Origin of the sequence: Collinsella aerofaciens (genome assembly GCF_041537385.1) — a bacterium.
Lineage (GTDB): Bacteria > Actinomycetota > Coriobacteriia > Coriobacteriales > Coriobacteriaceae > Collinsella > Collinsella aerofaciens_BV.
In genome coordinates this window covers 186,168-199,041 of the sequence record NZ_JBGORS010000002.1, presented here as the reverse complement: position 1 = coordinate 199,041, position 12,874 = coordinate 186,168, and the positions used below count along the sequence as shown (strand labels likewise).

The 12,874-nt window shown below is 62.4% G+C and carries 8 protein-coding genes; 7 read left to right on the top strand and 1 reads right to left on the bottom strand.

Annotated elements, in window-relative coordinates:
• Positions 1–56: 56 nt before the first annotated feature.
• Both ACEG18_RS04305 and glmM read left to right on the top strand, forming a co-directional pair.
• Positions 57–2,369, top strand: a complete 2,313-nt coding sequence (locus ACEG18_RS04305; RefSeq protein ID WP_372541396.1) for a DUF4012 domain-containing protein — start codon at positions 57–59, stop codon at positions 2,367–2,369.
• Positions 2,370–2,452: 83 nt separating this feature from the next.
• Positions 2,453–3,784 (top strand): phosphoglucosamine mutase, encoded by a 1,332-nt coding sequence (gene glmM, locus ACEG18_RS04300; protein ID WP_118206072.1) that lies wholly within the window; start codon positions 2,453–2,455, stop codon positions 3,782–3,784.
• A gap of 205 nt (positions 3,785–3,989) precedes the next feature.
• On the opposite strand, the gene ACEG18_RS04295 is transcribed toward glmM, so the two are convergent.
• The gene (locus tag ACEG18_RS04295) at positions 3,990–5,573 is read right to left on the bottom strand and encodes a carboxypeptidase M32 (RefSeq protein WP_372541395.1); all 1,584 of its coding nucleotides are present in this window, start codon (positions 5,571–5,573) and stop codon (positions 3,990–3,992) included.
• A gap of 505 nt (positions 5,574–6,078) precedes the next feature.
• Between ACEG18_RS04295 and pheS the strand changes: the two genes are divergently transcribed.
• The 5 genes from pheS to ACEG18_RS04270 all read left to right on the top strand — a co-directional run bounded on the left by pheS (position 6,079) and on the right by ACEG18_RS04270 (position 12,831).
• Complete coding sequence (gene pheS / locus ACEG18_RS04290; RefSeq protein ID WP_055250566.1) at positions 6,079–7,155, top strand: phenylalanine--tRNA ligase subunit alpha; 1,077 nt, start codon at positions 6,079–6,081, stop codon at positions 7,153–7,155.
• Positions 7,156–7,335: 180 nt separating this feature from the next.
• On the top strand, positions 7,336–9,789 hold the full coding sequence (pheT, locus tag ACEG18_RS04285; RefSeq protein WP_372541392.1) for a phenylalanine--tRNA ligase subunit beta: 2,454 nt from the start codon (positions 7,336–7,338) through the stop codon (positions 9,787–9,789).
• Positions 9,790–10,114: 325 nt separating this feature from the next.
• Positions 10,115–11,200, top strand: coding sequence for a cobalt transporter CbiM (gene cbiM, locus ACEG18_RS04280; RefSeq protein ID WP_117790189.1), 1,086 nt, complete (start codon positions 10,115–10,117; stop codon positions 11,198–11,200).
• Positions 11,178–12,014, top strand: a complete 837-nt coding sequence (locus ACEG18_RS04275) for an energy-coupling factor transporter transmembrane component T family protein (protein WP_118384977.1) — start codon at positions 11,178–11,180, stop codon at positions 12,012–12,014. Before cbiM ends, ACEG18_RS04275 begins: the two co-directional genes overlap by 23 nt.
• Positions 12,015–12,060: 46 nt before the next feature.
• On the top strand, positions 12,061–12,831 hold the full coding sequence (locus ACEG18_RS04270) for an energy-coupling factor ABC transporter ATP-binding protein (protein WP_233509116.1): 771 nt from the start codon (positions 12,061–12,063) through the stop codon (positions 12,829–12,831).
• Positions 12,832–12,874: the final 43 nt, after the last annotated feature.

Below are 12,874 nucleotides of genomic sequence, written 5' to 3'. Positions count from 1 at the left end.
ATAAACTAGTAACGTTATGGATTTTTTCATTACGACTCAATTGCGAGGATTTCTTTATGGCTGGTAATCACTTTAAGGGCAGCGATAGCGGCCGTCCTGCAGTTCCGCCGCGTCCGAACGGGGCTGGTAAGGCTGGCACGCCGGGCGGCGCTGGACAGGGCGGTTCCGGTAAGCGCGTATCCCCGGGCGAGACGGCGATGTTTACCGCTCTGTACGAGCAATCACAAAAGGCAAAAAAGACCGGCCGTGCAAGAGGGAATGTCTTTGCGGGCGGTGCAACCTCCACGTCGCAGCCGAGCGGGGCTCCTTCGGCACCTGAGAACAATGCAGGTGCTGCCAACGCCGCGAATGCCGCCGGCAACGTTAATGCCGGCAAGGCCGCCAACAATACTCCCTCTGCCGGTGGCGCGGGGCTTACGGGTAACCTTGGCACGATCTACACCGGCGCTTCCGAGACTGGCACGTTCGCCCGCCTGGATGATAGCGGTGCCGAGTTTGCGGGCTCGGGTTCCAAGGAAGATTATTACGATTTTGGCTTGAACTACGGTAGCGACGCTTCGTCGAGTTCGACCTCTGACGGTCTGGTCCGTCATCGCCATCGCAAGGGCGAGCGCAAAAAGCGTCACACCGGCGCCATTATTGCCGCTGTAGTCGCGGTGCTTCTCGTTGCGCTTGGCGCAAGCGGCTTTATGCTGCTTAACTCGGCAAAGACCGTAAAGAGCGAAGCGAAGGAGGCTGTCGAGATCGTCGGTGGCCTTAAGGACAAGGTCACGTCGGGCGATTTTTCGACGCTGCCTGACGACGCGAAGAAGATTGATGAGCTCTGCGACAGCATGAAAGCGGAGACCTCGAGCCCGCTGTGGGCGGCGGCTTCGTTTATCCCGGTGTATGGCAGTGACATCAATGCGGCCCGCACCATGATCGACGTCCTGTCCGATGTCTCGAGCAATGCGCTGGTTCCCATGGCCGATAACCTTTCGCAGGCCACGCCCGGCAAGCTGTTCCAGGACGGCATGATTAACGTGTCCGCGCTGCAGGCGGTCGCTGATTCGCTTTCCAGCAGCTCGAAGGTGTTCAAGAGCGCCAACGAGAAGATCCAGGGCATTGGCGATACTCATATTTCCCAGGTGACCGAGCTGGTCGATAAGGCCAAGGACGGCTTTGCTACCCTCAACGGCGCGGTTGACGCGGCGGAGAAGGTCGCCCCCGTCCTTCCCCAGATGCTCGGCGCCAACGGCCAGACGCGTAACTACCTTGTGTACGCCATGAACAACGTCGAGATTCGTGCTTGCGGCGGCTTTGGCGGTTCGCAGGGCCTGATTTCGGTCACCGACGGCCAGATGTCGATTGGCGAGTTTGTTCCATGTATTGCGCTTGGCAAAGACGAGGCGGTTGAGAGCGTCGACGAAGAGGACGAGGCACTGTTTGGTGACCACAGTAACCTGTACAACTCTGGTAACGCGTATTCGCCCGATTGGCCCCGCAACTCACAGCGTGTCGCCGCGCTGTGGAAGTCCCAGTATGGGCAGGACGTTGACGGCGTCGTGGGTATCGACCCGGTGTTCCTGCAGTATCTGCTGGGCCTTGTCGGTAATGTCTCGCTGCCCGATGGTACGGTCGTCGACGGTACCAACGCGGCGAAGGTTCTCATGCACGATGTGTATTGGAACTATCCGGTCGAGGAATCGGACGGCATCTTTGCGGCTGTTGCCAGCGCCGCCTTCGACAAGATTCTCGGTGGCATCGGTGACGTCGACGTTACAAAGCTTGTCGGTGCATTCGAGCGCGGTGCCGAAGAGGGCCGTCTGATTGCTTGGATGAGAAACGATGATGAGCAGAATGCCATCAAAGAGACGGGCATTGACGCTTCGCTACCCGATCCGGATGATCCGAGTGCCGATCCCGTTGCCGGCGTTTACTTTAACAACCTGAGCTTCTCCAAGCTCGACTGGTACCTGAACGCTGATACGCAGATTGGCCAGGGCGTCAAGAACGGCGACGGCACGTGCTCGTATCGCATCACCGTTACCCTGACGAACATCATGACGCAGGAGGAGGCAGGCAAGCTGCCCGATTACGTCGCGGCGAGCGCGCCCGATGCCGCGCGCGACGACGAGCGTCTGAATGTCTCGTTGTTTGCCCCGACGGGCGGCAACATCAGTGACCTTACGGTTGAGGGCACCCAGTTTGGTCTTGGCGCCGCTACGTGGCATGGAATTCCCTTCTATTCGGGCACCGTTGACCTGCATGCTGGCGAGACGACGACGATCACGTATACGCTGACCACGTCGGCCGAGGCGGGGGACAAGCCGCTTACGCTGCGTCAGACTCCTACATGCCAGGCGGCTCGCGACAGCGCGTCGGCGTAGGATTTTTCTGGTAGCGCAGATAATCGAGTACCATTTTGGGGCGGACAGGCAATCTGTTCGCCCCTATTTTGTAAGGAGAGCGCATGAAGTACTTTGGCACCGACGGCTTTCGCGGTGAGGCCAACGTTGGGCTGACGGTAGAACACGCTTATAAGATTGGCCGTTTTGTGGGCTGGTATTACGGCGCCAACCGCGAGCGCAAGGCGCGCGTCATCGTGGGTAAGGACACGCGTCGCTCGAGTTATATGTTCGAGGCGGCGCTGGTGAGTGGCCTGGTCGCGAGCGGTGCGGACGCTTATATGCTGCACGTGATCCCCACGCCGGGCGTAGCGCATCAGACCGTGGAAGGCTGCTTCGATTGCGGCATCATGATCAGCGCGAGTCACAATCCGTTTTGCGATAACGGCATTAAGCTCGTCAACAGCGACGGTTTTAAGATGGACGAGGACGTACTGGAGCTCATCGAGGACTACATCGATGGCAAGAGCGAGGTGCCGCTGGCCACGGGCAACCACATCGGCGCCACGGTGGACTACATGCAGGGCCGCAACCGCTACATTGCCTCGCTCATCGCCAGCGCGAACTTTTCGTTGCAGGGCGTCAAGATCGGTATCGACTGCGCCAACGGCTCGGCGTCCTCGGTGGCCAAGCCGGTGTTTGACGCGCTTGGTGCCGACGTGCGCGTGATCAACGCCGCGCCCGATGGCTTTAACATCAACGTCGACTGCGGCTCCACGCATATGGAGCGTCTGCAGCGCCACGTGGTGGAGCAGGGCCTGGACGTGGGCTTTGCCTACGACGGCGATGCCGACCGCTGTCTGGCCGTGGACGAGCGCGGCCGCGTGGTCGATGGCGACCAGATCCTGTACGTGTGCGGCGTGTACCTGAACAAGCACGGTCGCCTTTCGGGCGGTACCGTGGTTCCGACGATTGCCAGCAACTTTGGCCTGATCAAGTCGTTGGAGCTTGCCGGCCTAAGTGCCGTGACCAGCGGTGTGGGCGACCGTCACGTGTATGCCAAGATGCGCGAGGGCGGTTACAGCCTGGGCGGCGAGCAGACGGGCCATACGATCTTTGGCGATATCGAGCGCACGGGCGACGGCATTATGACCTCGCTGCGCGTGATGGAAGTGATTCGTGCCGAGCGCGAGACGCTCTCGCAGCTCACGGCTCCGTGCAAGCTGCTGCCGCAGGCGCAGGTTGCCGTGCGCGTGGCGGATAAGGACGCCGCGCTGGGCAACATGGGCGTGCAGGCCGCCATCGCCGAGGCCGAGGCGTCGCTGGCGGGCGAGGGCCGCGTGCTGGTGCGCAAGAGCGGAACCGAGTCGGTGATTCGCGTGCTGGCTGAGGCTCCGGACCAATCGGCCGCCGACGCCGCCATGAAGCGCATCGCTAGCGCACTCGAGGCTCTGTAGTTACGCGGTTTTACCAAACCGCGTAACGGCTCGACGCTGCAAACGTCCCTAAGCGGCAATCTGACGTTCAATTTCAAGGGCGCGACCAGAAGGTCAGCGCCCTTTCATTTCACGTCACCTTGCTCGCTTAGGGTCGTTTTCGCTGACGTTGCCAAGACATTGGCGTCAACATGGTTGGCGTTGGCGATGGCGTGCTGGTCAATCCTTACAGCTCGTACAGCGTGGTGAACTTGTCCTGCAGGTAGCTGCAGTAGTAGCGGGCGTCAAAGGCCATGCCGCAGGCGCCCTTGATGAGTTCCGGCGCGTCTTTGGCGCGGCCCCACTGCCAAATGTGCTCGCCCAGCCAGGTGCGGACGGGTGCCAGGTCGCCGCTCGCACAGGCGCCATTGAGGTCGACGCCGTCGCGGCACATGGCCGGCACGAACATGGCGTCGTAGGCGCTGCCCAGCGCATAGGTGGGGAAGTAGCCAAACGATCCGCCGCTCCAGTGCGTATCCTGCAGACAGCCGCGCGTGTCGTCGGGAACGGGAATGCCCAGGTACTCGTTCATAAAGCGATTCCAAAGCGCGGGGATGTCCTTGGCCGTGGCCTCGCCGGCAAACAGCATGCGCTCGATCTCGTAGCGCACCATAACGTGCAGCGGATAGGTGAGCTCGTCGGCCTCGGTGCGGATCAACGACGGCTGCGCGATGTTCACGGCGCGGTAGAGCGTGTCCTCGTCGACGTTGCCGTAGACCTCGGGTGCGTGGCGGCGCAGCACCTCGAGCAGCGGTCCCATAAAGGCGCGGCTGCGACCCACGGTGTTCTCGAAGAAGCGGCTCTGGCTCTCGTGGATGCCCATGGAGGTGCCACCCTCAAGACAGGTGCGCGCATAGGCAGGATTGACGCCCAGCTCGTACATGGCGTGTCCCGCCTCGTGGATGATGCTGTAGACGTTGGAGATGCAATCGTCCTCGTAGATGTGTGTCGCGATGCGCGCGTCACCCACGGCAAAGCCCTCGCTAAACGGGTGCTCGGTAAAGGCAAGCGTGGTGTCGTCCAGGTTCAGGCCGACAAGCTTCATAAGGTCGAAGCTCATGGCGCGCTGGGCGGCCTCGGGCACGCGGGCGTGCAAAAAGTCGGCATCGGGCTGCTGGCCGCGCTCGCCGATGGCGTGCACGAGCGGCACGACCGTCGCCTTGACCTCATCGCAAAACGCATCGAAGCTCTTGGCCGAAAGGCCGCGCTCGTACTGGTCGAGCCAAACGTCGTATGGGTCGCGCTTGGGGTCCATAAGCTCGGCCTGATGCTTGAGCTGGCCCACAATCTTGTCCACATAGGGCTCAAAGCTTGCCCAGTCGTTGGCCGCCTTTGCTTTATGCCACACGGCGTCGGCCTCGCAGGTGAGCCTGGTCCAGGCCTCGGCCTCCTCGGTAGGAATAACGCTTGCCTCGCGCTGGTCGCGGCCGAGCACGCGGATCTCGTCGAGCAGCTGCGGGTCGTCGATTTTGCCGCCGGCGACGGTCTCGCGCGCTAACGAGCGTACGAGCTCAACGGACTTCTCGCTGGTCAGCAGCTTGTGATGCTCACCGGCAAGCGTGCCCATGGCGTCGGCACGCGCTGCTGCGCCGTTGGCAGGAGCAATCGTCGCTCCATCGAACTCGGCAATCTTGAGCAGGTACTCACGAGTCCACAGCTTGCCCTCGAGTTTGCGGAACTTTTTGACGGCCTTGTCGACTTTAGCAGCCTTGACGCCCTTGACAGTCTTTGCCACGGCGGCCTTGGCCTTCTTATCGAGTTTCTTTCCCATACCTATATCCTTGATCTCGCAGGTCGAGCGCCACGGGTGGGCGTGCGGCCAGTTTGCACAGCTACCTGCCTTGTACCCAGTGCGAACAAAACGGAACGCGGCGATGCACACGCAGAATGTGTTATCCTATAGCCCAATGCGTTGACGGAGAGGGTTTTGCCCGCCGCGTCGCCGGCAAGAGAGGGAAGGTCATGGGCTGCGAGCCTTCCTGCGGTGACAAGGGCCAAGCGTTCACTCCCGAGCAGCGACCTCAACGGGCACGCGGCCAGCGGCGGCGAAGCCCCAGTAGGGAAGCCGTGAGCCTCGCGACAAGGGGCACAGAGTGGGCGCGGCGGGCCAGACATCCGCCGGGTCAAACAAGGTGGTACCGCGGAATTCAACCGTCCTTGGGCAATGCACATGCCCGAGGGCGGTTTTTTTGTTACCGAACCGGGCCGCACATCCGCAGCTCCGGGTGGCTCCAGCCGCCGCGGCAAGTGGATGCGCGAGAGACGAAAGGGAAGACATGAGTCTGATTGATGATCTGGTCAAACTCGAGGAAGAGGCCAAGGAGCTCGTCGCAGGCGCCGATGACGCCGCCAAGCTCGAGGCTGCGCGTGTTGAGCTGCTCGGTCGCAAGGGTCGTATCACCGGCTTGATGCGCATGATGGGCAAGCTCGCCCCCGAGGATCGTCCCGTGATGGGCAAGCGCGCCAACGAGATGCGCCAGCTGATCGAGGGCATGCTCGACGAGCGAAACACCGAGATGAAGGCCGCCGCCCTCAAGCGCGCACTCGAGCACGACGCCGTCGACATCACGCTGCCGGGCATCCGTCCGCAGATCGGCCACCAGCACCTGATCAAGCAAATCATCGAGGAGGCCGAGGACATCTTCTGCGGCATCGGCTACACCGTCGAGTCCGGCCCCATGGTCGACACCTCTTACTACAACTTCACCGCGCTCAACGCTCCCATGGATCACCCGAGCCGCTCGGCCCGCGATACCTTCTACGTGGTCGACAACAACCCCGGCAGCGTCGCGCACCCCGAGGCTCACGCCCACGGCGAGTCCGACGTGCTGCTGCGCACCCAGACTTCGGGCGTGCAGATCCACACTATGGAGTCGCAGAAGCCGCCCATCTACATGATCTGCCCGGGCACCGTCTACCGTCCCGACACGGCCGATGCCTGCCACCTGCCGCAGTTCAACCAGATCGAGGGCCTGGTCGTCGACGAGGGCATCACCTTTGGCGACCTGAAGGGCACGCTCGACTACTTTGTTAAGTGCATGTTTGGCGAGGATCGCAAGACGCGTTACCGCCCGCACTTCTTCCCCTTCACCGAGCCCAGCTGCGAGGTGGACGTGAGCTGCCACGTGTGCGGCGGCAAGGGCTGCAACTTCTGCAAGCACAGCGGCTGGATCGAGATCTTGGGCTGCGGCATGGTCGACCCCAACGTCCTGATCAACTGCGGCATCGATCCCGAGAAGTACACCGGCTTCGCCTTTGGCATTGGCGCCGAGCGCGTCGCGGCCCTGCGCTACGACCTGCCCGACCTCAGAACGCTCATGACGGGCGATATGCGCTTCTTGAACCAATTTTAAGTTGACCTGTCCCGGCGGCTTCCCGAGCCACCGCACCTTGCCTTTCAATCGTCGGTTGCGTACCTAAGTACGCGGCCCTCCTCTTTCAAGGCAATCTGCGGCACCTCGGAAACCCGTCTCCGTAGCTGGAGTTTTCCGTCTGTTTATTGCAGACGTTACAGATGAAAGGAGACCAGTTAGATGCGCGTTTCTTACGACTGGCTCAAGACCATGATCGATATTCCGGAGGATCCCAAGACCCTTTCGGACGAATATATCCGTACCGGCACCGAGATCGAGGCGATCGACACCGTGGGCGAGTCCTTCGACCACGTGGTGACTGCCAAGGTGCTCACCAAGACCCCGCACCCCGATAGCGACCATATGTATGTGTGCTCGGTCGACGTGGGTGACAAGAATCTCGACGCCGACGGCAACCCCGCTCCGCTGCAGATCGTCTGTGGCGCGCAGAACTTCGAGGCCGGCGACCACATCGTCACGGCCATGATCGGCGCCGTGCTTCCCGGCGACGTCAAAATCAAGAAGAGCAAGCTCCGCGGCGTCGTGTCCATGGGCATGAACTGCTCCGCACGCGAGCTCGGCCTGGGCGGCGACCACTCCGGCATTATGATCCTGCCCGAGGATACGCCCTGCGGCATGCCGTTTGCCGAGTACGTGGGTTCGAGCGACACTGTGCTCGACTGCGAGATCACGCCCAACCGCCCCGACTGCCTGTCCATGATCGGCATGGCCCGCGAGACCGGCGCCATCTTCGACCGCGATTTCCACGTTGAGCTGCCCGCCATCAAGGCCGAGACCGGCCGCGCGACCGACGACGAGCTTTCCGTCGAGATTGCCGACGAGGGCCTGTGCGACCGCTACGTCGCCCGCATCGTACGTAACGTGAAGGTCGGCCCCTCGCCCGACTGGATGGTCAAGCGCCTTAACGCCCTGGGCGTGCGCCCGCACAACAATATCGTCGACATCACCAACTATGTGATGATGCTCACCGGTCAGCCGCTGCACGCCTTTGACCTGTCTACCTTTGCCGAGCGCGATGGCCACCGTCGCGTGGTGGTTCGTGCCGCCCAGCAGGACGAGAAGTTCACGACCCTCGATGGCGAGGAGCGCGTGCTCGACGCCGGCATGGGCCTTATCACCGACGGCGAGCGTCCCGTGGCGCTGGCCGGCGTTATGGGTGGCATGGATTCCGAGATTGAGGACGATACCGTCGACGTGATGGTCGAGAGCGCCTGCTTCAACGCCGGCCGCACCTCGCACACCAGCCGTGACCTGTCGCTGATCTCCGACGCCTCCATTCGCTTTGAGCGCCAGGTTGACGAGACCGGCTGCGTGGATGTCGCCAACGTTACCTGCGCGCTCATCGAAGAGATCGCCGGCGGCGAGGTTGCTCCCGGCTATGTCGACGTTTTCCCCGCGCCCAAGACCATCGACAGCATTAAGCTGCGCCTGGCCCGTGTGCACGCCATCTGCGGTGCCGACATCGAGCCCGACTTTATCGAGCGCTCGCTCACCCGCCTGGGCTGCACCGTCGAGCGCAACGGCGAGGACTTTATGGTCACGCCGCCGAGCTTCCGTCCCGACCTGCCGCGTGAGATCGACCTGATCGAGGAGGTCCTGCGCCTGTGGGGCATGGGTCGCGTCACGGCGACCATTCCGGCTGCCAAGAACCACATCGGCGGCCTGACGCGCGAGCAGAAGCTTACCCGCAAGGTCGGCGAGATCCTGCGCGCCTGCGGCCTCAACGAGACCACGACCTTTGGCTTTGCCGCCCCGGGCGACCTGGAGAAGATCGGCATGCCCGCCGAGGGTCGCGGCTGCCCCGTGGTGCTCATGAACCCGCTGGTGGCCGAGCAGACCGAGATGCGCCGCTCGCTGCTGCCGGGCCTGCTGCAATCCGTGGCCTACAACGAGGCGCACGGTACGCCCAACGTGCACCTGTACGAGGTCGGCAGCCTGTTCCATGGCCGCGAAAACGCCAGCCTGCCCAAGGAGACCAAGTCCGTCGCGGGCGTGCTTTCGGGCCAGTGGAGCGAGCAGTCTTGGAACATGAAGTACCGCAAGCTGCGCTTTTTCTTTGGCAAGGGCATTGTCGAGGAGCTGCTCGCCCAACTGCGCATCGAGAAGGTTCGCTTCCGTCCCGTCGAGGGCGAGGGCTACGCTTTCTTGCAGCCGGGTCGTGCCGCCGAGGTTCTGTCCGGCGGTACCGTGCTGGGCTGGGTCGGCGAGATTCACCCCGAGGCGCGCGAGGCGATGGGCATCGATGAGGTCGTCGTTGCCTTTGAGCTCGACTTGGACAAGCTGATCAAGGGCGCCCGCAACCAGGAGAACTATCGCGAGTTCTCGCAGTACCCGGCCGTTGAGCACGACCTTGCTATCGTGGTCGACAACACTGTGACCTGCGAGGATCTTGAGCGTCGCATTACCAGCGCCGGCGGTAGGTTGCTCGAGGGCGTGCGCCTGTTCGACGTCTACCGCGATCCCATCCGCATCGGAGCGGGCAAAAAGTCCATGGCCTTTGCGCTTACGTATCGCTCCGACGACCACACGCTTACCAGCGAAGAGGTCGAGAAGGCGCACCAGAAGATCGTCACCAAGGTGTGCAAGGGCGTAAACGGCGAGGTTCGCTCGTAATCTTTGCCGTTCGGAACCCGCCCCCTGCGGGGTTTTCACGGCAACGTCCTCACCGCTTCGCGGCTGCGGGATGTTGCCTTAGAAAACCCCTCTCGGGGGCGGGTTCCTGCGTTAACCTTGTTGCGAGCGGACCGCACCTTCTTCCGGTTGACCGGAAAGTTGGGAGTGCATGGGCCTTTATTGGACGGTGCGTGGACCTGGGTTAATAACGTACGTATTGCAAGGGCGTGCTGCGTTGTGGGCGGTGCGCCTTTTTGTTAGTATGCAGAGTCGGTGTTACGGATTGTTGGAAACGTAACACGCAACGTTCTGATTGAGAGGGCTCATGCACATTCCAGATAATTATCTGTCCCCGCAGACCGATGCCGTTATGGCGGTGGCGATGGTGCCCGTATGGGTTCACTGCATCAAGAAAGTGCGCGCCACGCTCGATCGCGAGCATATGGCCTTTCTGGGTATTTGCGCTGCGTTCTCCTTTTTGCTCATGATGTTCAACGTGCCGCTGCCCGGCGGCACCACTGGTCACGCCGTCGGCGGCGCGCTCATCGCGCTGCTGCTAGGCCCGGAGGCCGCGGCCATCGCGGTTTCGGTCGCGCTGGCGTTGCAGGCGCTGCTGTTTGGCGACGGCGGTATCCTGTCCTTTGGCGCCAACTGCTTTAACATGGCCTTCGTGCTGCCGTTTGCCGCTGCTATCGTGTTCCGTGCGCTCAACAGCCGTTTGCACGACAAGAGCTGGGGCACCTCGGTTTCGGCCATCGTAAGCGGCTGGGTCGGCCTGTGCCTGGCGGCCCTGTGCGCGGCGGTCGAGTTTGGTATTCAGCCCATGCTCTTTACTAACGCTTCGGGCGCGCCGCTGTACTGCCCCTTCCCGCTGTCCATTGCCATTCCGGCCATGATGATTCCGCATATGTTGGTTGCCGGCGTGGTCGAGGGCGTGGCGACTGCCGCGATCTACGGCTTTATCAAGAAGACGGCGCCGAGCGTTATCGTCGGGCCCGAGGCCGTCGATGGCCAGCTTGCTGCCGAGGGCACAACCGCCAAGAAGACCTCGCTGGTCCCCACGCTCATCCTGGTCGCCGTGCTTGTCGTGGCTACGCCGCTCGGCTTGCTTGCCACCGGTGACGCCTGGGGTGAGTGGGACGCCGAGGGCGCCGCGATCGCCGTTCAGGAGGCTGGTGACGACAGTCTGCAGGCTTCGGTCGGTCTCGACACTCCGACCTTTGCCGATGCCCTGCCCACGGGCGATTATCTGCAGGCCTATTCCGAGGAGCAGGGCCTTGGCTTTGCCGGCCAGGCCGCGATGTATATTCTTTCGGGCGTGATTGGCGTGGCGGTGCTCACCATCGCATTCCGCCTGGTCTCGCTGACGGTCAAGGAAAGCGGTGCTCATGGCAATAGCCGAGCTGCCTAGTTGGCTTGCGGCCGAGGAGCGATACGAGCCCGCGGGGGCTCGGCATCGTGTGATGCAAAAGAACGTCCTGCACCTGGCGAGCCTGCTTGAGCGGGTTCGCCTGGGTGGAGGCGCGAACAAGGGCGGGTCGATGGTCGACCGCGCCCTTTCTTGCGTTTCGGCTCCGGTGCGCCTGTTAGGGATGTTCGTTTGCGTCCTGTGCGTGTGTCTGACGCAAAGCCCGCTGTACCTGATGTTGATGGCGGCGATCGCGTTGGTGCTGGTCGCGGTGCGCCCCGTACGCGGGCTGCGCGCTACCTTTGTGCCGGCGTTGGCTGCCGCGGGGTTTGCCGTGGTTCTGGCGCTGCCTGCCCTGCTGCTGGGTGCTTCTGCCTCGGGCGCCATGCTCAAGATTGCACTCAAGACGTTCATTAACGTGTCGCTGGTGCTGGGTGTTTCGTGGACGCTCACCTGGAGCCGCATGTCGGCGGCGCTTAAGATGCTGCACCTGCCCGACGAGGTCATCTTTACTTTCGATATGGCGCTCAAGCATATCGAGGTGCTGGGACGCACAGCGCACGATCTGTGCGAATCGGTCATGCTGCGCAGCGTCGGTTCCGCGCCTGCGGGTTTTTCGCGCACCGACTCGCTGGCGGGTATCATGGGCATGACGTTTATCAAGGCGATGGAGTGCAGCCGCGCGATGGACGAGGCTATGCTTTGCCGCGGCTTTGCCGGCGTGTACCCGGCGCCTGCACGCGCCGGGTTTGGCTGGCGCGATGCGGTCTATGCGGCCGGCGTGGTTCTGCTCGCCGTGTTGTGCGCGGTGCTGTAGGCGCTGCTGGTTCCGGCTGGGGATGCAACTAGGGAAGGGCGACGTTTTGACGATCGATATGAATAGTGCGGCGGGCACGAACGGTGCGGGCGGCGCCGAGGCCACGCCGCTCATCGAGCTGCGCGACGTGGTGTTCTCCTATGCGGGCCATACGGTTGTCGATGGTGTGTCGCTGCAGGTCGATCGTGGTGAACTCGTTGCCCTGCTCGGTCCCAACGGCTGCGGTAAGACGACGATTATGCGCCTTATTAACGGCCTTGAACTCGCGGACGCAGGGGCATACCTGTTTGACGGGCACGCGATCGACGCGGCGTTTCTAAAGGATTCCGCGGCCGCTCAGCGTTTTCATCAGCGCGTAGGTTTTGTGTTTCAAAATGCCGACGCCCAGCTGTTCTGCGCTACGGTGGGCGAGGAAGTTGCTTTTGGTCCCGCGCAGATGGGGCTGCCGGCAGACGAGCTCGAGCGCCGCGTGCGCGATGCCATGGAGCTGTTCCAGGTTGCCGATCTGGTCGATGCCTCGCCCTATCAGCTTTCGGGCGGGCAAAAGAAGCGCGTGGCGCTGGCTGCCGTCGTGTCGATGAACCCCGATATCCTGGTGCTCGACGAGCCTACCAACGGACTTGACGAGGACTCGTGCGACATCGTGGTCAACTTTCTACTGGCCTATGTTGCTGCCGGTAAGACGGTCTTGATGAGCACGCACCATCAGGATTTGGTACGACGCCTGGGTGCCCGCGCCATCTATATCGATCGATATCACCATGTGGTCGAGGCGCCGGTGTCTTCGTATGGAACCGAGAGCGGCGCTGCGGAATAGTTGCTGCGTAGAGCGTGCGTAGCGGCCCGCGCGGCTTTGCCGT